The 21,657-nt window shown below is 45.6% G+C and carries 21 protein-coding genes and 3 pseudogenes; 3 read left to right on the forward strand and 21 right to left on the reverse strand.

Annotated elements, in window-relative coordinates:
* Positions 1-211: 211 nt before the first annotated feature.
* From KNQ13_RS02475 to KNQ13_RS02535, 12 genes and pseudogenes are all read right to left on the reverse strand, one after another.
* The gene (locus KNQ13_RS02475; RefSeq protein ID WP_209548050.1) at positions 212-1,129 is read right to left on the reverse strand and encodes a proline dehydrogenase family protein; all 918 of its coding nucleotides are present in this window, start codon (positions 1,127-1,129) and stop codon (positions 212-214) included.
* An 84-nt stretch (positions 1,130-1,213) separates the two neighbouring features.
* Positions 1,214-1,888, reverse strand: coding sequence for a TVP38/TMEM64 family protein (locus KNQ13_RS02480; protein WP_209548037.1), 675 nt, complete (start codon positions 1,886-1,888; stop codon positions 1,214-1,216).
* A complete protein-coding gene (gene trhA, locus KNQ13_RS02485; RefSeq protein ID WP_209548051.1) occupies positions 1,885-2,550 on the reverse strand; it encodes a PAQR family membrane homeostasis protein TrhA in 666 nt (221 codons plus the stop codon). The genes KNQ13_RS02480 and trhA overlap by 4 nt, the downstream gene beginning before the upstream one ends.
* A 223-nt stretch (positions 2,551-2,773) precedes the next feature.
* Positions 2,774-3,389 (reverse strand): annotated as a pseudogene (hisIE, locus tag KNQ13_RS16290) (bifunctional phosphoribosyl-AMP cyclohydrolase/phosphoribosyl-ATP diphosphatase HisIE).
* A complete protein-coding gene (gene hisF, locus KNQ13_RS02500; protein ID WP_014971134.1) occupies positions 3,386-4,135 on the reverse strand; it encodes an imidazole glycerol phosphate synthase subunit HisF in 750 nt (249 codons plus the stop codon). Before hisF ends, hisIE begins: the two are co-directional and overlap by 4 nt.
* Positions 4,129-4,833 carry a 1-(5-phosphoribosyl)-5-[(5-phosphoribosylamino)methylideneamino]imidazole-4-carboxamide isomerase gene (gene hisA / locus KNQ13_RS02505; RefSeq protein WP_209548039.1) on the reverse strand — a complete coding sequence of 235 codons (705 nt, stop codon included), beginning with the start codon at positions 4,831-4,833 and terminating at the stop codon, positions 4,129-4,131. Before hisA ends, hisF begins: the two co-directional genes overlap by 7 nt.
* Positions 4,806-5,393, reverse strand: a complete 588-nt coding sequence (gene hisH, locus KNQ13_RS02510; protein WP_209548040.1) for an imidazole glycerol phosphate synthase subunit HisH — start codon at positions 5,391-5,393, stop codon at positions 4,806-4,808. Before hisH ends, hisA begins: the two co-directional genes overlap by 28 nt.
* A complete protein-coding gene (gene hisB, locus KNQ13_RS02515; protein WP_012371230.1) occupies positions 5,390-5,971 on the reverse strand; it encodes an imidazoleglycerol-phosphate dehydratase HisB in 582 nt (193 codons plus the stop codon). The genes hisH and hisB overlap by 4 nt, the downstream gene beginning before the upstream one ends.
* Positions 5,944-6,915, reverse strand: coding sequence for a pyridoxal phosphate-dependent aminotransferase (locus KNQ13_RS02520; protein ID WP_209548041.1), 972 nt, complete (start codon positions 6,913-6,915; stop codon positions 5,944-5,946). The genes hisB and KNQ13_RS02520 overlap by 28 nt, the downstream gene beginning before the upstream one ends.
* Positions 6,915-8,132: a histidinol dehydrogenase gene (gene hisD / locus KNQ13_RS02525; protein WP_209548042.1), complete on the reverse strand. Its 1,218-nt coding sequence runs from the start codon at positions 8,130-8,132 to the stop codon at positions 6,915-6,917. Before hisD ends, KNQ13_RS02520 begins: the two co-directional genes overlap by 1 nt.
* The gene (gene hisG, locus KNQ13_RS02530; RefSeq protein ID WP_012371233.1) at positions 8,132-8,740 is read right to left on the reverse strand and encodes an ATP phosphoribosyltransferase; all 609 of its coding nucleotides are present in this window, start codon (positions 8,738-8,740) and stop codon (positions 8,132-8,134) included. The genes hisD and hisG overlap by 1 nt, the downstream gene beginning before the upstream one ends.
* Entirely contained in the window at positions 8,741-9,562 is an 822-nt protein-coding gene (locus tag KNQ13_RS02535; RefSeq protein ID WP_026827608.1) for an ATP phosphoribosyltransferase regulatory subunit, read from the reverse strand. It abuts the gene before it with no gap.
* A 131-nt stretch (positions 9,563-9,693) separates the two neighbouring features.
* Between KNQ13_RS02535 and hisJ the strand changes: the two genes are divergently transcribed.
* Complete coding sequence (hisJ, locus tag KNQ13_RS02540) at positions 9,694-10,488, forward strand: histidinol-phosphatase HisJ (RefSeq protein WP_209548043.1); 795 nt, start codon at positions 9,694-9,696, stop codon at positions 10,486-10,488.
* Positions 10,489-10,528: 40 nt separating this feature from the next.
* Here the strand turns inward: hisJ and KNQ13_RS02545 are convergent, their stop codons facing one another.
* The 3 genes from KNQ13_RS02545 to hxlA all read right to left on the reverse strand — a co-directional run bounded on the left by KNQ13_RS02545 (position 10,529) and on the right by hxlA (position 12,655).
* Entirely contained in the window at positions 10,529-11,308 is a 780-nt protein-coding gene (locus tag KNQ13_RS02545; RefSeq protein WP_209548044.1) for a hypothetical protein, read from the reverse strand.
* 162 nt (positions 11,309-11,470) lie between these two features.
* The gene (gene hxlB, locus KNQ13_RS02550) at positions 11,471-12,019 is read right to left on the reverse strand and encodes a 6-phospho-3-hexuloisomerase (protein ID WP_026830084.1); all 549 of its coding nucleotides are present in this window, start codon (positions 12,017-12,019) and stop codon (positions 11,471-11,473) included.
* Positions 12,020-12,655, reverse strand: coding sequence for a 3-hexulose-6-phosphate synthase (gene hxlA / locus KNQ13_RS02555; RefSeq protein ID WP_026827605.1), 636 nt, complete (start codon positions 12,653-12,655; stop codon positions 12,020-12,022). It abuts the gene before it with no gap.
* Positions 12,656-12,860: 205 nt separating this feature from the next.
* On the opposite strand from hxlA, the gene KNQ13_RS02560 reads away from it, so the two are divergent.
* Entirely contained in the window at positions 12,861-13,226 is a 366-nt protein-coding gene (locus KNQ13_RS02560; protein WP_012371239.1) for a winged helix-turn-helix transcriptional regulator, read from the forward strand.
* Positions 13,227-13,281: 55 nt separating this feature from the next.
* On the opposite strand, the gene KNQ13_RS02565 is transcribed toward KNQ13_RS02560, so the two are convergent.
* The 6 genes and pseudogenes from KNQ13_RS02565 to KNQ13_RS02590 form a co-directional block, all read right to left on the reverse strand.
* Positions 13,282-13,791 carry a GNAT family N-acetyltransferase gene (locus KNQ13_RS02565; protein ID WP_209548045.1) on the reverse strand — a complete coding sequence of 170 codons (510 nt, stop codon included), beginning with the start codon at positions 13,789-13,791 and terminating at the stop codon, positions 13,282-13,284.
* Positions 13,792-13,966: 175 nt separating this feature from the next.
* Positions 13,967-14,485, reverse strand: coding sequence for an AAA family ATPase (locus tag KNQ13_RS02570; RefSeq protein ID WP_251027323.1), 519 nt, complete (start codon positions 14,483-14,485; stop codon positions 13,967-13,969).
* 508 nt (positions 14,486-14,993) lie between these two features.
* Positions 14,994-15,545 (reverse strand): DUF1643 domain-containing protein, encoded by a 552-nt coding sequence (locus tag KNQ13_RS02575; RefSeq protein ID WP_209548046.1) that lies wholly within the window; start codon positions 15,543-15,545, stop codon positions 14,994-14,996.
* Positions 15,546-15,654: 109 nt separating this feature from the next.
* Positions 15,655-18,639 carry a type I restriction endonuclease subunit R gene (locus KNQ13_RS02580; RefSeq protein ID WP_209548047.1) on the reverse strand — a complete coding sequence of 995 codons (2,985 nt, stop codon included), beginning with the start codon at positions 18,637-18,639 and terminating at the stop codon, positions 15,655-15,657.
* Positions 18,640-18,654: 15 nt separating this feature from the next.
* Positions 18,655-19,917: a restriction endonuclease subunit S gene (locus tag KNQ13_RS02585; protein ID WP_209548048.1), complete on the reverse strand. Its 1,263-nt coding sequence runs from the start codon at positions 19,915-19,917 to the stop codon at positions 18,655-18,657.
* Positions 19,914-21,209: pseudogene (locus KNQ13_RS02590) on the reverse strand (HsdM family class I SAM-dependent methyltransferase); the annotation flags it as partial. The pseudogene KNQ13_RS02590 and the gene KNQ13_RS02585, both read right to left, overlap by 4 nt.
* A 124-nt stretch (positions 21,210-21,333) precedes the next feature.
* On the opposite strand from KNQ13_RS02590, the pseudogene KNQ13_RS02595 reads away from it, so the two are divergent.
* A pseudogene (locus tag KNQ13_RS02595) lies at positions 21,334-21,657 on the forward strand (hypothetical protein); the annotation flags it as partial.

A 21,657-nucleotide genomic window follows, 5' to 3' on the forward strand; every position in this document is an offset into this window, starting at 1 on the left:
AAAGATTTGCTTCCCGTGACTCCTACGGGAAAAAGCGCGTTTTTTTGCGCTGTCAGAGACAGGCGAGACCCGGCTCGTTGATCCCATGGGTCAAAGAGCCGCGACTTGCGTCTCGCCCGAGGAAAGCAAGGGACGTAAAAATCTTTCGAACAATTATTAAAAAATGATAAAAAAAGATGAAGCCATGACAGCTCCATCTCATGTTCCCCTATTAACCTTTGACCATTCCTTTAAGCACAAACGCCACGTTCGCCGGACGTTCCGCTAAGCGACGCATGAAGTAGCCGTACCAGTCACGACCATACGGAACGTAGACCCGAACTTTATAGCCGAGCTTCACGAGTTCAAGTTGTCGCTCGACACGGATGCCGTACAGCATCTGGAATTCGAACTTGTCGTTGCCGATGCCATTGTCTTTCGCATAACGGATGATTTGTTCAATCATCGCATCGTCATGCGTCGCTACTGCAGCATAGTTACCAAGTGACAGTTGAAGTTTTACGAGCTTGATGTAGTTATGATCCACATCTTCTTTTTCCGGGAAGGCGACCGTTGCCGGCTCTTTATACGCGCCTTTAACGATCCGTAAGTTCGTCTCGAATCGTCCGACACGTTTGATGTCGTCTTCCGACCGGTACAAGTACGACTGAATGACCGTCCCGATGTTATCAAATGACTGACGTAATTCTTCGAACAGTTGAATCGTCTTTTCACAACGCGGCTCGTCTTCCATGTCGATCGTGACAAAGACACCAACTTCTTTTGCCCGTGTTAAGATCCGTTCCATGTTCGAACGAATCAATTCATCCGAGATATCGAGACCGAGCGATGTCAATTTCAGTGAAAGTTGCGAGTCTAATTTCTCTTCCGCAATCATTTCTACCGCACGAATACATTCCTGCGTCATCATTTCCGCTTCTCCTACGGTCGAGATGAACTCCCCGAGGTGATCCATCGTGACGCACAATCCTTTTGCATTTAAGCCCTGAATCGCACGTTTCGAAGCTTCAAGTGAATCCCCCGCGACGAAGCGACCTGCACCGAATTTCAGACCATACCGTTTCGCCAGACCATTCAATGTCTTATTTTGCGATAAAAAGATAAAACCATCCCGTAATACTCGTTCCATCACTCATTACTCCCCCTAAATAAATGCTAGGCTGTTTTACCATGTCGGTTCACATCTCTGCATTCATATTATGACATAAAGCGCTTACACGTGCTCATTGTTTTGTTTTTTCCGAAGTTTACGTTGTGCAAAAAATCCAACCATAAAAAATAAGAGGTATAGGAAAATCGCAAAGAAAAACTGCCAGGAAAATGGATCACGTAAACTTGCGCCGATGTTGTTGTAGACAAAGGCACCCGGAATGATGCCGAGGTAACTCGCAAGCGCAAACTGTCTAAATTTAATTTTTGATAGACCTGACGCGTAACTGATCGCATCAAACGGAAAAAATGGAATCAGCCGGACGATCAAGACGACAACAAAGCCATTCGTCGCAATCCGTTCATCAAGTGCCGTTAATTTGCCGGTGCCGATGATTTTTTCAATCCCGCGCCGACCGAGCAGGCGCGCGATCCAAAAGCTCAGTAAGCTGCCGGTCCCGGCACCAATGACGTCCAAAATCGTTCCCAGCCATGGTCCATATGTATAGCCGCCAAAAACGGTCAACAGGCTCGCCGGGAAAAAGACGAGCGGACGGATCGTATAGGCTAATATGTACAGCAACATGCCGAAGGCGCCTTGCTGACGAATCCAGTCAGATAACGCTTGAATATCAAACTGCTCCATCATTCCCGAAAAGCGGAAATACAGGAGCAGTCCGACGCCAATCAGCATGTAGAGTGTAAACGGGAGCCAGTCCCGTAACTTGAGCTTCTTCAAGACAGCGGTGCGGATGCCGGTGCGACGTAATAGAAAATCGACAGGAAAATCAAGATGCTGCCGGCGAGGACAAACAGATGCCAAATCGCATGATTGTAAGGCAAACGTGCCCAGACGTAAAAGATGACACCAAGTGAATAGGCGAGTCCCCCACCCAGCAGGAGAAGGAATCCTTGTAAGCCAAGCGCTTCATACATCGGTTTAATCGCGAACAGACAACACCAGCCGAGAATCAAATACGAGGCGTTCGAAATCCAGACGTATTTTCCGGTCGAATACAATTTCCAAATGATACCGAGAATACCAACGCCCCAGACGATTCCAAGCAACGTCCAGCCGAGTGGTCCGCGTAACGTAATCAAGGCAAACGGTGTATAGCTCCCGGCAATCAATAAGTAGATTCCTGCGTGATCAAGAATCTGCAGGACTTTATTGGCTTTTGTATGCATCAGCGAATGCATCAGCGTCGAGAACAGATACAACAGAATCATCGTTGCACCAAAGATACTGACGGCCGTGATGTTCCAAACACTACCCGACTTCGAGGCTTGCAGGACAAGCAGGACCAAAGCGACGATACTAAAGATGACACCGAGACCATGGGTAATCGCACTGGCAATCTCTTCTTTTAACGAATCACCTTTTGCGAGCAACTCTTCAATCGTTTCCTTTGATTGGTCTTTGATCGTTTTCGTGATTTCTTTTTTCGTGATCAAGATGACACCTACTTTCTGGACAAACAGACTATGTTCTTGATTATACGCCCGCTTTCTACTAAATGCCTATCAAAATGTTCTGACGATTTGATGACACTTCTTATGTTGTTTTCCCATTTTTTTCAGCAAAAAAACTCTGCATCCCGTTTTAGGAATGCAGAGTCATCGATTACCACTGTTCGATATCCGGTCGATCCTTGAACGTCGACTTTGTGCCATGGCGTTCGTTCAAGACCGCTTCGACGTCCGTAAACGAAACACCCCGATCAGCAAGCAACACCGTCAGATGATACAGTAAATCCGCTGTTTCCTCCGCGAGCGTATCGTCGCCTGCGAGGACGACTTCAAACGCTTCTTCACCAAACTTCTTGGCGATTTTTTCCCGGCCTGCTTTGACCAGGTAGTTCGTATAAGACGCCTCATCTTGTGACGCGATTTTTTCCTTTACCGTTCGTTCGAGTTCATGTAGCATGCGGCACCTCCACTTCTGTATAGAAACATGTCCGATTGCCGGTATGGCACGTCGGTCCGTTGGCTTTGACGGTGATCAACAGACTGTCCTGATCGCAGTCAATCCACATACGGCGTAGTTCGAGCGTATGCCCGCTCGTCTCGCCCTTCGTCCAAAGTCGGTTTTTCGTCCGTGAGAAAAACGTGACGAGTCCGGTCGCAAGCGTCTTGTCGTACGCCGCCTGATCCATGAAACCGACCATCAGGACGTCGTTCGTCGTCTCATCTAAAATCACGGTCGCGACGAGTCCCTTCGAAAAATTCAATTTGATCATCGGACGTCGACTCCTCTCGCCTTCAAGTAGTCCTTCGTCTCCGGCATCGTATAGGTCGCTTCGTGGAAAATCGAGGCCGCGAGCGCCGCATCAGCTCCGGCTTCGAGCCCTTCCGCCAAATGTTCGAGTGTCCCGACGCCACCCGAGGCAATCAACGGGACATTGACGACTTCGCGCAAGCGTTGGATCAATTCCAAGTCGTAGCCGTCCTTCGTTCCGTCCGCATCCATCGACGTGACGAGCAGTTCACCGGCTCCAAGCGAGACCGCTTCCTGCGCCCATTCAATGGCGTCCCGGCCGACAGCTTGTGTGCCGCCGTGCGAGAAGACACCCCACGAGTCACCTGTCCGCTTGGCGTCGATCGCGACGACCGTCGCCTGGACACCAAACAGACGGCTGATGTCTTGAATCAGTTGCGGATTCTGTAACGCCGATGAATTGAGGGAGACTTTATCGGCACCGGCACGGATCAACCGTTTGGCGTCTTCAAGCGTTTTGATGCCGCCGCCGACCGTAAACGGCATGTAAATGACTTCCGCCACACGCTCGACGATATCGAGCATCGTGTCGCGTCCTTCTTGCGTTGCCGAGATATCAAGTAACACAAGTTCATCGGCCCCTTGTTCGTAATAGTATTTCGCGACGGCTACGGGATCGCCGAGGTCCCGCAGATTTTGAAACTTCACGCCTTTGACGACGCGTCCCTCCTTGACGTCAAGGCAAGGAATGATCCGTTTCATCAACATACGCGAAGCACCTCTTTCAACGAGAGTGAGCCGTCGAGCAAGGCACGGCCGATGACAGCACCGTCCATCCCGATTTCTTTTAAGCGGGCCACGTCTTCGACTGTCGTCACGCCACCGGACGCAATCAGTTCAACGCCGTCCCGTTTTAAGCGGTCCAGTCCGTCGACATCCGGTCCCTGCATCATCCCGTCGCGGGAAATGTCCGTGTATAAGAAGGTCTTAATGCCTTTTTGAATCAAGTGTTCGATCGCCCGGTCAAGTGTCCAGTCACTCGCTTCGAGCCAGCCACGTGTCTGGACGATCCCATCTTTGGCATCAAGCGCCACAGCCAACTTATCACCGGCCCGCTCAATCATCTGTTCGAGCAAGGCTTCGTCTTCGAGAGCGACCGTGCCGATCAGGATCCGGTCAATCCCGGCGCCAACGTAAGCTTCGACCGTTTCGATGTTGCGGACACCGCCACCGGCTTCGACAAACAAATCGGTTTCTTTTTTGATGTCCGCGATCAGGCTCAAGTGCAGGGGTTCGCCGGCTTTTGCCCCATCCAAATCAATCAGGTGAATCGCTGTCGCACCATCTTCTTTAAACCGTTTCGCGATCGTCAACGCATCCCCGAAAAAGGTCTGCTGTTGAAAATCACCTTGCTTGAGCCGGACGGCCTGTCCGCTCATTAAATCGATTGCTGGGTAGAGTTGCATGTCGTCTCTCTCCATTCCTTAAGTAATTTCAATCCGACTTCGCCACTCTTCTCCGGGTGGAACTGCATTCCCGTCACCAAGTCTTTTTGGACGATGGCCGGAACGAGTCGTCCGTATTCGACCGAATCGACGATCCAGTCCGGTTCACAGACGGCACCGTACGAGTGGACGAAATAAACGGCTTCGCCATGGTTCGTCAACTGATGCCAGCCCATGTGGGGCAAGCGGACGTTACTCGGTAACTTTTCGACCGTTCCCGGTAAAATACCGAGCCCTTGCGTCTGTCCATCCTCATCGCTTGATTCAAACAACAGTTGCATCCCGAGACAAATCCCGAGGAATGGTTTTTTCGTCGCTTGTTCCTGTAAGAACTCGATTAATCCCGTTTCTTGCAGTCGGGCCATTGCAGGGGAATAGGCGCCGACACCCGGTAAGACGAGCGCTTCCGCCTGTCCGAGCAGTTCTAGGTCACTCGTGACGATGACGGCTTCCCCGAGCTCTTTTAACGCCCGTTCGATGTTGGCGATATTGCCGACACCATAATCTACGATCGCGATCATTGGTCAATCAGTCCTTTCGTCGACGGGACGCCATCACCGGTGACAGCAACCGCTTGACGGACAGCCCGCCCCAGTGCCTTGAACAGTCCTTCAATCATGTGGTGGGTGTTCGAACCGTAGAGAACTTGCGCATGAATCGTCATCCGGGCACTGCGGGACAAGCCTTGGAAAAACTCTTCCGCCAGTTCCGTATCAAAATCGCCAAGCTTCGGATTTTTGAATTCGGCGAGGAAGACCGTATACGGACGACCGCTGAAATCGAGGACAACCGAGGCAAGCGTCTCGTCCATCGGCACACGCGATTCACCGTACCGTTCGATACCGGCTTTGTCGCCTAACGCTTCCGTCAAGGCCGCCCCAAGGACGATCGCCGTATCTTCAACCGTATGGTGGGCATCGATCCAGAGATCACCCTTCGCTTCAATCACAAGACCGATTCGGGCCTGGAAGGCAAACAAGGTCAACATGTGGTCGAAGAAGCCGACCCCTGTCTTGATCTCAACCGGTCCGCCACTGAGGTCGACCGCGACCTTGATTTCTGATTCTGAACTTACTCGTTCACTTGTCCCACGACGCATTGCAGTTCCTCCTCTACACATTTCTCTAAGATTTCCATCGCTTCCTTCGAGCCGCAACTGACACGGAAGGCTCCGTCAAACAAACGGATCCGCAGTCCGGCTTTGGCACAACGTTCGGTGAAGCGCTCGTTTTCCTCGTATTCAACGTAAACAAAATTCGCAGCACTCGGATACGTTCTGCCAAGCGGTTCAACCAGACGGGTAATCGTGTCCCGGCTCGCGAACGTCTCTTCCAAGACGAGATCCAGTTCCGGCTCGGCCATGATGGCGATCCCGACGGCAGCCGAGAGTCCGGAGACGTTATACGGCGACTTGATCGATTCGACTTCCGCGACGACCTGTTCACTGGCAATCAGGAAGCCTAGTCGCAGTGACGCGAGACCAAACGCTTTCGACAACGTCCGGAGAATGATCGCGTTCGGATATTCGTCGAGCAGACCGATCATCGACTGCTCAAAGGCAAAATCGATGTAGGCTTCATCAATCACGACATATTTTCCACTGTCGAGCAATCGGCGGACATCCTGTTCTTTCCGTAAGGTCCCCGACGGATTATGCGGGTGACTGAGGAAGATGATGTTGCCTGGGGCAGCAAGTAATCCGTCGACATCAAGCGCCATCCCGTCGAGCAACGGGACTTTACTGAAGTCGGCCCGTGCGCGGTCAGCATAAAACTGATACATGACGAAGTCCGGTTGCGAGGCGATGACCGGTGACTCCGGTCCGGCGTAGCGGGCACAGAGGTAACCAATCAGTTCGTCGGAGCCGTTCCCGGCCACGAGCTGCGTCGGACGGACACCGGCGTAGGCGCTGTACGATGCTTTCGCTTGATCGATGACTTCGATCGGATATTCATTGATCGGAAACGTCTCGACGAGTTGTTTGATCGTCTCGATGCCAACCCGGCTGTGTGGTGTAAAACGTTCGTTTTGGTGTAATCGCATCAATTCTCCCTCACTTCTATCGCTTGTGCGTGTGCTTCGAGTCCTTCGACCCGAGCGACCGTTTTTGCAGCATTCGCCAGTCGGGCGACACCTTCCCGTGTCGCTTCGAGCAGCGTCTGGTGACGTAAGAATGTTCGTGCCGATAAGCCGGACGCAAAGCGTGCCGTCCCCGACGTCGGTAAGACGTGGTTTGTCCCGGCGACATAATCGCCAAGTGTTTCCGGTGTTTCGTGTCCGAGGAAAATCATCCCGGCGTGACGGATCAACTTGACGACCTCTTGCGGGTTCGCGACGGCGAGTTCCAAGTGTTCGGCAGCCAAACGGTTCGCTTCTGCAATCGCTTCATCAAGTGAGGCAACGAAGACGCCACCGTTTTCCATCGCCCGGCGTGCAATCTCTTGCCGCGGGAGTACTGACAAGCGACGTTCGAGTTCCTCATCGACGTCACGTTTCATTGCTTCTGTCGGGACAAAGGCAATCGCGACCGCGTCACGATCGTGTTCCGCTTGTGCGAGTAAATCGGCGGCAATCCGGTCTGGATGCGCCGTCTCATCAGCAATGACGACGACTTCTGACGGTCCCGCGACCGAATCGATGCCGACGATGCCGTAGACTTGGCGTTTCGCTTCCGCAACAAACCGGTTGCCCGGTCCGACGATCAAATCAACCGCTTGAATCGATTCCGTGCCGAACGTCAAGGCAGCGACGGCTTGGGCGCCACCAATTGTATAGATTTCTGTCACACCGGCGATTTTCGCCGCGACCAATACTTCCGTGCTCAGTCCGGTGACCGGTGTCACCATGACGACCCGCTCGACGCCGGCGACTTTAGCCGGAATCGCGTTCATCAGGACGGTTGACGGATAACTTGCTGCTCCGCCCGGGACATAAATCCCGACCGAGTCAACCGGAACAAACCGTTGGCGACGGGTGACGTCCGCTTCGACGAGCTCGATGTCGGACGGCAATTCTTGTTCGTGCCACTCGACCAGTCGAGTCGCCATCAGTTTTAACGAGTCGACCAGATTCGGATCGGCTTGATCAAACGCTTCTTGGATTTTCGTTTCATCTAAACGGAAGTCTGTCAGATCAACGCGGTCAAATTCACTTGTATAGCGACGGACGGCTGCATCGCCGTCGTTTGCCACTTGTTCCAGAATCGACCGGACGGCTTGCTCCGTCTCACGGTCAACACTGAAGTTTTTTGTCGTTGCCATTACCGAGTCACTCCTTCTGTCAGCTGTTCGAGTAATTGAATCACTTCGACGCGTTTGCGTTTCAACGTCCACTCGCTTGTAAAGAATCGGGCGTTGATATCGATGATTTTTTCGTATTCATTAAGACCGTTCGCCCGGAGTGTTTCACCCGTTTCGACGATATCGACGATTGCATCGGCAAGTCCGAGTAGTGGTGCCAGTTCAACCGAACCGTTCAGCGGCACGATATCGACATCGACACCAAGTTCACTGAAGTAACGTTTTGCGATGACCGGATATTTGGTCGCAATCCGGACCCGGCGTCCGCCTTCGAACTGCAACGGTTCTTTTGCACAAACCGACATCCGGCAAATCCCGAATGGTAATTCTGCCAGTTCCGACAATTCCTGATCCGATTCGAGCAGGATGTCGCTGCCGGTGATTGCGACATCAAGGACGCCTTGGGCGACGTACGGAATCAAATCTGATCCTTTCATGAAGACGAATTCGTGTTCGCCGCGTTTGACGATCAATTCACGTTCGATCGCTCCCCACGTTTCGACGCCTGCTTCTTTTAAATACCGTTCCGTCGTTTTCGACAGCCGGCCTTTCGTAATCCCAATCCGCATTTAGAGCACCTCCGCGAGTCGTTCGACGGAAAATCCGATCCCGAACGCTTGTTGTTCCTGACCAAATTGTTCGTACAGCCGGTCATATCGTCCTCCGACCAATACCGGCTCGGTCACACCTTCGATGAAACCGTGAATCGTCACGCCATCATAGTACGTCTGCAGCCCCATCTGTCCGAAGTCGAGATCAGCATTGACGGCGTCTGCTAAATCGATGACGGCATTTAAGCGGGTTTCGTCGACATACGGCAAAATCTGTTCCGCCCCTTCGCGACCAAACAAGAGCGGGAGTTTGGCGAGCAAGGCATCATCGAGTTCCCGGGCAATCCGTTTCAGTTCGATGACGTTCCGTAACCGCAACATCTGGGTCACTTGATCCCGCAGGTGGTGATCACCGACCCGCGTTTCAATCAAGTGTTCAATCAGTCCGGCGTCGCCGATCGACAACGTCACTTCTTTACCGGTCAATTCTTCGATCAACCGGACACCGAGTTGGATCGCTTCGACCTCGGCAATGACGCCCCGTTCTTCAAAACCGACTTGGAACTTTTCTTCCGGCTGGAAGACCGAACCACTGTAAAAGACGCGCTTATATTGTTCGCGGCCCCGCTCACTGAGCGCCCGCGCGACACTTGTCGTAAAATCCATCCGAATTTGTTCCCGGCCACCGACTTCTTCAATTAAAGGGGTGATTAATCGGGTATAGTTAGATTGTTCGAGCCCATCCTCGAGTTGGCGGATGACACGTTGCAGGCGTTCAGCTGATTGCCCGACGTAGTCCGTCGCCCCGTCTTTGAGTCGAATCGTAGAAAATGATTGCATGTCGCCACTCCTTTATCTTGTTATCACTGTACCACGCTAAATTATTTAACGATAAGATACCTTTTTTGTGGTTCGATTGTCAATCCTTTTGCCTGTTTTCGTACTGAAAAAAACATATTGGAGGTTTTGTCATGCAATTGATTAAATGGGACGGTCACGTCCACAGCCCGTATTGTCCGCATGGAACAAAGGATCCACTCGAAGCGTATATCGAACGCGCCCTGTTACAAGGTCTCGAACGGATCAGCTTCACCGAACACGCCCCGCTGCCGGAAGGACTTGTCGATCCGGCACCCGACAACGATTCCGGGATGTCGTTCGCGACAGCCGAACGCTACATTGAAGAACTGAAGACATTACGCGACACATACAAAAATGATATCGACATCCGGATCGGGATGGAGTTTGATTACTGGGAGCATGACGTCGACGGCACGCGTGACATCATCGCCCGCTATGGTCCCGAGCTGACGGACGGCATCCTGTCCCTGCATTACCTTTGGATCGAGGACCGGTATTACATGGTCGACTTCAGCAAGGAAAGTTTTGGTGAGATCGTCACAACGACCGGCAGTGTCACGGCCGCTCACGAACGGTATTACGAAGGCATCCAGGCGCTTGTCATGACGAACCTCGGGACCCATCAACCAAAACGCCTCGGTCACCTGACGTTGCCGACGAAGTTCATCCAAGCCTATCCGCTTGAGCAGACGCCGGCGAACCTCGACGAGACCGTCCGTAAAATCCGCCAGGCCGACTTTACGCTCGATCTCAATACGGCAGGACTGCGCAAACCGTTATGCGGTCTTTCCTATCCTTACCCGGAACTCCTGCAAATCACGCAGTCTTTAGGGATTCCGCTCGTTTACGGATCGGATGCGCACCTCGCGAAAGACGTCGGGGCTGATTTTGATATGAAGTGGTAACAAAAAAACCCGGATGCCCCATGGCCTCCGGGTTCTTTGTTTACGTCGGGTACGGAAAACCATCTGAGCTGACGGGAGCGATCGTCACAGCCAACTGTTGCAGTTGCGAAAGCGACAGATTTCCGGTCACAAGGACGAGTTGATCGTCATCTACATAATACAGGTTTGTACCTTTCTTTTTCTGTTGCACGTAAGCCGTTCGACCGTCTGCAAGTCTGCTTGTCTTCCAATCAGATGAAGGAACGTTCTGTTTCGGAAGGACGGTGATTACTACAGCATCAGTTTTCGTATAAAATAGCCACATGCGACCGGAGTCTTCACTGGAAATTGAACTACTGCCAATTGATTGAAATTTTGAGAACGGTAGCTTCAGACCGTTCGCCGCACTGGTTGCTTTTATCTGTTTGATATCTTCATAGAGACCGCTCTTTAAAATCCAGCTCTTTGCCTGACGTTGGTACGTCAAGATGGCAAGACGCTTAGCACTTTTCGGATACTGGAGAGTGACATAGGCACGGTCTCCGACGACGACACTGCTCCAAAGATCGGTCGCTGTCGGATGAGCCGACGTCCCGTCCCTAAATTGAAACTCCAGATGACGACGGACACCTTCTTCAAATGAATCTGCATCTTGCGGGAATGCATCAACCTTAATCCTCTTCACGATGGCGTCTGATGTCGTTCCACCATCAGTAGTGGTATCGTCTATCCATTTCGTTTCTTGCTGACTGGATGCAGGAATTTGTTCCGGTTCCGCGCAACCGGTCAAGATACCCGTAATCACTAGGGCACTGACCAAACATGTTCGTTTAAATCGCATAGGTCTCTCCCTCTCCATGTTTTCCCTTTCTTCCAGTATCGCACGGTTCATCATGACGCTTTTCATCAAACTGACAAAGAAGGGAAAGGAGAATTTCCTCAAAAAAAAGATTAGCCATCTCTTCAATTTAAGAAGAGGACTAATCTTTTTCACATATCTATTTCACTCTAAATTGGCATGTTTGCCGTACATCGTTTTTGAATCAAGTTGTTTCGCCGCCATGATGTGTAAAATTAATGCATCATAAAACAGTAACATCGTCTGTTCAAACAATGATCCCATCGGCTGGACCGTTTCGTCCGCCGTCGCTGTCCGTTCTTTCGGCACTCCCGGCAGCTTGACGGTAAGATCCGCTAACTTCGCCAGTGTCGACGTCGGCTCAATCGTGACGACCGCGACGGTTCCACCGATCTGCTTCGCTTTCTCGACGATCGGGACGAGTGTTTTCGTCTCACCGGATCCTGATCCGATGATCAACAAGTCCCCTTCGCGCAAGTTCGCTGTGACCGTCTCACCGACGACATATGCATCGAAGTTCATGTGCATCAGACGCATGACAAACGCTTTGCCCATTAAGCCGGAGCGACCGGCTCCAGCGAGAAAGATCCGGTCTGCCTTCAGAACGGCTTCCGCGAGTTGTGTCGTCTCGGCTTGATCAATCGCTTCGACCGTCGACGTCAGCTCTTGTACAATCGTTTGAATATGTGTCATTTACGCCTCTTGCAGCATCCGACGCATCGTTGACGCTGTTCCTTGTTTGTCGTCTTGTCCGGTAATCCCGCCACCGACGATGATGAGGTCTGGGCGTGCTGCGATGACTTCCGGTAATGTCTCCATCTTGATTCCACCCGCAACTGCTGTTTTAGCATTTTTAACAACGGACTTGATTGTTGCGAGATCCTCGAACGAGTTTTGACCGACGGCTTGAAGATCGTAACCTGTGTGGACACAGATGTAGTCAACACCGAGTTCATCAAGCTCTTTCGCACGTGTCGCGATATCTTTGACAGCGATCATATCCACCAAAATCTTCTTGCCTGATTTTTTCGCTTCTTCAACGGCACCTTGGATCGACATATCTTCGGCTGCTCCAAGAATCGTCACGATGTCGGCACCGTGTGCGACAGCTTGGCTGACTTCATAGCCGGCAGCATCCATGATTTTTAAGTCGGCGAGAACCGTTAAGTTCGGGAATGCCGCTTTCATTTCTTTCACGGCGCGAAGACCTTCGTTGATGACGACCGGTGTCCCGATCTCAACGATATCCAAGTTTTCTTCACCAATTTCTTTGACTAAAGCGATGGCACCTGCTGTATCGACTAAATCGATCGCGAGTTGTAATTTCATAATTGATCTCTCCTATTCTTCTCTCTATTTATGGATCCTGGCACTTCCTTCTGACGTTCGTGAAGGAACATGACTAAATATAATCCTCATAGACGAACTTAGGAAGTACGCACTTTTAATTTACATAGTGCGGTTTTTCATACATAGTGCGGAAAAGTATACTGTCGATGACAAGAAGGACTATACTAAAAAAGGAGGTGGAACGATGCCACATTTTGAAGACCGGCAGTTTAACTGCGAAAAAGAATTGACCCTATCAATCATCGGAGGGAAATGGAAGATGCTGATTCTTTGGCATCTCGGTAAAGAAGGCACCAAACGCTTCGGAGAGCTGAAAAGTCTGATGCCCGGTATCACGCAACGGATGCTCGTCAATCAGTTACGGGAGCTGGAAGATCACCATATCATCCACCGGGAAGTCTATCCGGTCGTTCCGCCGAAGGTCGAATATTCATTGACGCCACATGGCTACAGCCTGATGCCGATTTTAGACGCGATGTACGACTGGGGTAAGGATTATGCCAAAAATGTCCTCGAAGTTGAGTTTGAACAACAAAAATTGTCCCAATAAAAAAGATGCTCGTCTGTCCCGTCTCAATCTGAGAGGAGGCAATCGAGCATCTTTTTTAGGTTTCTTCTGCTGTAAAAATCTTCGACATCGCCAGTTCGTCGACGTACTCGCCGTCAATGAACAGCGAGGCAATCCGTGTTCCTTCGATGTCGAAGCCAAACTTATGATAAAGCTCGATTGCCCGCAGATTATCTTTCCGAACCGTCAGTTCCAGCCGAACAAGCCCTGCTTCAACGGCAAAGGCATCGACGGCTTCGAGTAATCCGGCACCAAGACCTTGACCCGTATAGGCATCGAGCAAGCCGATCACAAGGTTCGCCCGGTGACGGATTCGGCTTGGTTTGCCACCGACGACCAACACATAACCGACAAGTTGCTCATCGACATCGACGACGAAGATGTCCGAGTTCGCCGCCTGACCAAACCGTTCAATGAACGCTTCCGCCTGCTCCGTCGACATGCTGCGTTCTTCCGGTTCGTACAACATATATTTCGTTTCCCGATCAATTCGTCGCATCAAATCCGATAAGGCCTTTCCATCCATCAAGGTGGCACGTCGTATCATAGGTGTCAGCTCCATTTCCATAAAAACATAATATGAAAAAATAAGTTCTTTTGGTGTACTTGATTAAAACGTAACACGTAACCCTTTTTGAAATCTTGGATTGCTCTGCACTACATTTCTAATCAACAAAGATGTCGTTTAAGTAGTATACGCGTAATCCGGTACATTCCCCTTTTTATGAACAGGGCGATTCATTGATTTGATGAAGAATTAAGTCCACGATGTCTTGTTGACTCATATCGATGGTGAGCATCATTTCTCCATTTATTCCTAACTGATCATGAGGAATCCACCAGGTATTTAAACGTGCTTCTCCAAACTCTTTTGCAGAAGAACGTAAATTATGTCGCTCGACCGTTTCTGTAAAAGGTAAATTAAAGTAATAGGCATAGACGTGATAATCAAAGTAGTTAACGAGATCAAGTAGTAGTTCTTCATAAACTTGTTTTTTCAATATCCCCTCTAAAATAACCACTTTGCATGTACCTTTACCAAACTCTGTAATTCTTTTGATCAACTCGATTGACATATTCCCCTGCAAATCCGGAACCATCAACATCTCGCGACGTACAATATCCTGTGAAACCAGCAGTGTTTCTTCCCCTAAACTTTTTTGAAGTAATTTTGCAATTGTTGTTTTCCCGCTTCCAGAATTACCACGTAAAATAATCAATTTCGTTTCGATTTTGATCAGACCTTTCAAAATTAAATTCCGAAATGAATCATATGCTTTTTTTCTTCTATCGCTCTTATGATAATCAAAACCAGTTCTTGAAGATCAGCAGATTTTTTTAAACAACTTGAAGAAATGACGATATCACAAAATAACGATAGTGACTCAGGCGGAATAATTGTAGTGCCATGGTACGCCAAACCACAAGCTGGTCGATTAAATGTCTGGAAATATGTTTTCATGATTAACAGTTGCTCCATTAAGTCGCTAACGACGTTGTCACCAACACTAATACAATTAAATTTCTTTGATTCATAATCAATATATCTCAAAAGATTTTTGTGGTTATCAATAATCCCAAATTCGTGGGTAAGTGCTATTACTTACACCTTCTTTTTATTAACGTAATATAGATTTTTAACTAATAAGTAAAGTACCTTACTTGTATATTAAAATGTAAAAACCCTTGATATTTACAAGGGTTTTTGACTATTCAATTAAAATGATTTAGCTATTGCTCATATATAATTTAGTTACAGCCCAATTTTTCCACTTTGAAATTGCAAGGGTTATCGGTTAAATACATGCTCAAGTGAGCAGCATTATACAATTTCCCGTTTTTATCTGTATATACAATTTTGTAGGTTTTATCCATAAGGTCATTATCGTTAAGCATATCCACTAATATTTTGCGTCTATCCTGAAACTCACTATCCGTTCCCCATGACAATATAATTTTGTGCGCCCCTAAACATTCATTTAGTATTGTTTCATCATTAATTACGTCATTACCTAGAGCTAAGCTTTTCTTTAACTGGTTTTTATTTTTAGTAATTAGTGAGTACATATTCAAAATTATAATTTCATTAAACCCATTTCTCACTCCAATGTTAGAAGCAAGCATATTTGTTTTATCAAATAATAGTTCATCTGAAAAAGAAGGATTGATTAATATATAACATAGCTTACGATTACCTAGAAACGAAAATTTATCAGTTTTATATTTTCGCTTTAAATAGTACCGATGAGTTAAATCATCTGAAAAATAGCCTTCTATTTCAATCTTCCCGCTATAAATCACTACTTTACTCCTCCATTTAAAGATACTATATTCATACTAAATACTTTTAATTTCAACCGATAGAAATTAAAGCTATTTTTCTAAAATTATAAGCTTAACAAGAACAATATTATCCATTCACTTCCCCATAAACCTCATTCATCATATCTTCCATAATGTACATCTTAAACTCACTGTTCTCCAGTATCTTTTTAAAGAACTCCTCGTTGCTACTCATGCGGTCAAGTACAAAATCCATGAATGTTTTTTCAAAAGCGAATTTAAAATTTTCTTTTGTGTTATTGGCTGCTTTTTGACGCATGTCATCGTCACTTAGCATATCCTGCTTTACTTGCTCCCGAGAAAGGAAATCAGACTCCGTAAACTCTGTACCAAATCGTTCATTTAATTTATCTAAGATACTCGATAAATAAACTTTTTCATCCTCTGCAACACCAGCACCATATTTTTGAGGATCAAGATCTGCGCCACCTGTTTTCTCTAATCCAATCTCACCTTCAAACACTTTTTGGTTGCGATAATATTCGAGTGCCACATCGTCTGCTAGATACACATCTTTATCATTTGCTGAACGTGGTAGTTTTCGAAGTAAATATGTTAAGTAAATATACTGTTTGTGTAAGCTAATATCAATGAAAGTTACAATTTGCAATATGAAACCGTACGTACGTGAGAATTTCATTATTGCTTGTTTAAATGCCTCTTGTTCTTGCTCCGGCAACTGTTTGTAACGTTCGACACCTTTATCAAGAATGGCATTTAACTCAGCTTGGGCCTTTACAGACTTTGTTACACCACCAGCTACTTCTAATTCACTTACTCGTCTTACTTCATCTTCTGTAAATATTTGATATGGCTCAATTTCAGCCTGTAAATCGTACAAAATATTCGGATCTGTTACTTCTGATAAATTTGTCGACTCATAATATGGCTGGAAGGATTCCTTAATATCGTCAGGATCATTAATAAAATCGAGTATAAATGTATCTTCTTTACCAGGGCATGTACGATTTAAACGAGATAGTGTTTGTACTGCTTTAATTCCGCTAAGGGGCTTATCGACATACATTGTATGTAGCAATGGCTCATCAAAACCTGTTTGATATTTTTCAGCTACAAGCAATACTTTGTACTCGTCTGAATGAAATTTTGCAGGCAACTCTCTATCGGAAAAACTGTTCATATCTGTCTCTGTATAACCAATCGCGCCATCCTTCACCGTCCCTGAGAAAGCAACAATCGTTTTCATGTCAGCATAGCCCATGCTGGTAATGTATTTATCGAAGGCAATTTTATAACGCACCGCATGTAAACGGCTTGCTGTCACGACCATCGCTTTTGCCCGACTACCGATTTTACGCTGTACAAAATTCCGATAATGTTCAATAATGATTTCCGTTTTTTGTGCGATACTATGCGGATGCAATGACACATATTGTGCAAGCTTTTTAGTTGCTTGCTTCTTTGACACTTCAGGATCATCATTTGCTGTCTTTGCAATCTTCCAAAAGGTTTTATACGATGTATAGTTTTGTAAAACATCTAAAATAAAGCCTTCTTCAATCGCTTGGCGCATTGTGTAATGATGGAACGCCGTTGGCTTGCCATCCTTTCCTATCGTGCCAAATTTCTCAAGTGTCTTTGGTTTCGGCGTTGCTGTAAAAGCAAAGAATGACACATTATCTTGTTTACCACTTCTCATGATAGCTTCTACGATTTTCTCGTCTACATCATCTAAGTTTTCTTCTGCAAGACGATCTTCTTCGTAAGCAGCTTCTAACGTCTTATCCGATAATGCATTCGTTAAAGCGGTTGAAGCTTTACCTCCTTGAGAGGAATGTGCTTCGTCAATAATGACTGCATACTTTTTCCGATTTAAGTCCGACACTTTTTCTAATATGTAAGGGAACTTCTGTAACGTCGTAATAATAATTCTTGTTTCATTATTTATTGCGTTTGCGAGTTGATCAGAATCTTGATTAATACGCTCAACCATGCCTGCTTTATGCTCTAGTTGATACACTGCGTCTTGTAATTGCTTATCGAGTACACGACGGTCAGTAATTACAATTACACTACTAAACACTGAATTGTTATTCTCTGTATGCAACTTTGCTAGTCGATGTGCAAGCCAGGAAATTGAATTCGTTTTTCCTGATCCTGCCGAGTGTTGAATTAAATAGTTATGTCCGACCTTCTTTACATTTACATCAGCTTCCAACTTACGTACAACATCAAGCTGATGAAAACGTGGGAAAATCAACATTTGACGTTCACCAATCGTCCCACCATTTGAGTCTTTGATTTCGTCCTTCTTAATAAAAATGAAACGATATAAAATATCCAGTAAGCTATCAGGTGTCAAAATCTCGTCCCATAAATAATGTGTCCGATAATTGTTATGAACTCCAGGATTGCCTTTCCCGTCCTGATTACCTTTATTGAAGGGCAAGAAGTATGTTTTTGCTTTATCGAGCTTTGTTGCCATAAATACTTCATCCGAGTCTACTGCAAAGTATACTGCCACACGCTCATTAAATGTAAATAACTGTTCTCGTGGATCACGATCATTTTTTAGTTGCTTCATCGCATGTTCTACTGTTTGATTCGTCAGCGGATTTTTCAGCTCCATGACAACGACAGGTAATCCGTTTAAGAATAAAACCATATCTAAGCTATTGTTATGCTTGTCGCTATAATACACTTGGCGAGACACATTAAAGCGATTTTTTGTATACTGCTCGTTTAATGTCTTATTCATGTCTGTCGGTGGCTTATTAAACGCAAGCTGTAATGTCACACCACGGTCTTTGATACCTTTACGTAAACATTCAACTAATCCTTGTTTATGCAACTGATCTTTAATACGCTTCAATATTTCTACTTTATACATTGGACCATACGACTTTTCTAGCGTACGCATACGTTTTTCCTGAGTTTCTTCTAAAAAAGCGAAAAGTTCCTCTACGTCGATAGCGTGTTGCTTGAAAGCACTACTTGCCTTACCTTCAAGAATGCGCTTTGTGTAACCATTCGCAATTAAAGTTGTTTCAATATTCGTTTCGAAGCCTTTTTCTGATGTATCCATCGCCATTACAATTCACCTCACTTAATCTATTTCAATATTACGTACATCAATTTTGCCTGTTACCATTTCATAGATTAGGGATTGCCGGTATTCTTTTAGTTTCTCTATTTGATTGGCTACTATTTCAACTAAGTTATCAATTTTACTTATGTTTTCTTGCAATTTGCTTATGATTTCGTCTTGTTCCTCGACTGGTGGCCAAGGTATTTTAATTTCTCCAATAGTATCTGTATTTAAATTTAATTGAGTTCCCATTTTACCGAGTCCTTTATATGATTGACCAGACGCAAATATATAATATAAAAATTTATTATTGTACTGATAGTCATGAAAGTAAACAAAGCCATCATGAATACAACACTTGATATTAGTTATGCATGGTTTTCCAACAGTTCCTGCTATACTGACAAATAAATCTCCTGGATATTGTTTGACGCTCAATGAGGATCCTAATTCCGATAATGCTTGTAATGTTTTGTTTAAATACATTCCTGATTTTGAAACATCAGCTATACGTACCCATGCAAACTCTCCATCATCATCAAAATACATTGGATTATCAATAGGTCTTGGTGACGCACCTCGTTTAACTTGAGTTATATGCTTAATTTTTTTTATCTTCCAGTGTTCAGGAATCTCACCAATCCACTCAACACCTGATTTTTTCATTTTCACATTCGGATTTAAACCTTTTGTTACAGATTCTGTAATAATCGATTGGATTTGTTGCTTTAAAAGAGCCATTACTTTTTCTTTTTGTTTGATTACATGATTTATTTCTTCAAATTTTTTATCAACTAAAGACACTATTTTATTCTGTAATTCAATTGAGGGTACAGCAATTCTTATATTTTTAATAATTCCCTGACTAATATTGGGTTGTCCTCCACCTTGAGAAAGATTAATAATTTCTATTCGATGTGCCATCAACCAATAGAATACAAATTTTGTTAATATATCTTTAGGTTTAGCTAATACACAGCAAGCTTGATTAGTTGTAGTTTCATATTTTGTTATTCCCAGTTTACCAATAGTAGCTCCATACATAGCCATGACTAATGATTCTTTTGGAAAAACTGTTAGTGCTGAATATTTTTCCAAGGCTATTTGTGAAACATATTTAGATGTTTTTTCTATATAACCATCTGTTAAGTCTCCTGTATTTAACCATGCTTTATCTGGAGAATTATAATAACTCTCATTAGAAGCTGAAGGAGTAGTGCCACTTCCTATTACATCAAATAACCAGGTAATTTTTTTCTTAGACCATAATTCTTGACTCATTCCATCACCTTTTTCAACTGTTCTGCAATCTCCACTTCCAATGCACGAATTTCGTCCATAATTTCTGTCGAGCTACGTAAGGCGGTATACTTATAAAATTGACGTGTAAATGGAATTTCGTAACCGATTTTTGTTCTTGTTTCATCGATCCATGCATCAGGTACGTGCGGTAACACTTCATTATCAAAGTAATTTTGGATACTTTCTTTTAACGGTACACTCTCCGTATCACGTAAATCACTATCGGCCTCGATATCTGTTTTATTTTTCATACATACATCAGCTGTTTCATCTTTTTCTGATAGACCTGCTAAAATCGCTTTTAATTCAGGTGCACTAGCTGTAATACTTACTTCTTTGAGTGCAGACTTTACAATTTTCGTAAACTCTTCACGATTTTTATATATGGCATCACTTTTTAATGTACGTAATACATATAAAATTTGTGCTTGTAGTTTTTTACCTTCTTCAATTTCAAAATGACCTGCATCACCTTTTTTCTTTGATGTTGCTAAGTTTGAAAAGCCTTTTTCCTCTACAACACGTGCTAAACGTTCTTCCGTCACTTGGAAATTTAATCGTAAGGGACGCTCGACTGTAATTTTTGAGTAGCCAAAGTCTTCATTATCAAAAGTCTTAACGTACTCACCTGGTTGCGCTTCTCCATATAGGCGAACAATTTCTGCAAGTTGTTCCTCTGTAATTTCGTTACGTTTACTTCCCATGCTTTTCTTCATTTTTTTCGAGAAGTCTACTGCATTGACTAAACGTACTTTCCCTTTTGCCAGTGGCGCCTTATTATTCGTTAAAATCCAAACATATGTAGCGATACCAGTGTTATAAAATAAATCGTTCGGTAACGCGACAATGCCTTCTACTAAATCATTTTCAAGTACGTAACGACGAATTTCACTTTCACCAGAGCCAGCATCACCTGTAAACAGCGGTGAACCGTTCATAATAATCGCTAAACGTGATCCTTGTGGATTTTCAGCTGTTATAGGCTTCATTTTTGAAATTAAGTGCAGTAAAAACAATAGCTGTCCGTCACTTGAACGAGGTGTACCCGGACCAAAGCGACCGTTAGTACCTAGATTCTCATGCTCATCAATAATAGGTTTTTGATACGATCTCCAGTCGACACCATATGGCGGATTTGAAATCAGATAATCGAATCTCTCTTGAGAAAATTGATCATTCGATAATGTATTGCCTAGACGAATATTACGTGCATCTTCACCTTTAATTAATAAATCTGCCTTACAGATTGCGTACGATTCTCCATTTATTTGGCTCATCACCATAAGGTGTGGTTGACACATAAAATCCATCGGATTTTAAATCGAACATAGAAAAAAAGCGAAAACCCCGGTATCGTAATTGTTGTCTAGACAAACCACGATTGGAGTTTTCGCCTTGTCCCAACAGTTTATCAAATTAATTCTTCCGCTTCCAGCCCTTTTTCAAATCCAGATGTCGTCCGATGAAGAACCGCACGTATTTCCTGTCATTCCTGATACACATGAAATCCCTTGTCCGCTATGCGAAAAAAAGACCATCCTGCATTCGAAAAAACGTCGTCGTTTTCGACACGGTCATGCGTGGGGAGTCGGTGCCTTGTGGATCGAACTGGATGTCCCACGTCAAAGATGCCTCTCTTGTGATTTGACGTTCGTATATGACTACGGTCTCGGACTCGTCCGTACTTCTACCGAAGTGTTCCGAAAAGGCATCACAGAA

Origin of the sequence: Exiguobacterium sp. s128 (assembly GCF_018618815.1) — a bacterium.
Classification (GTDB): Bacteria; Bacillota; Bacilli; order Exiguobacteriales; family Exiguobacteriaceae; genus Exiguobacterium_A; species Exiguobacterium_A antarcticum.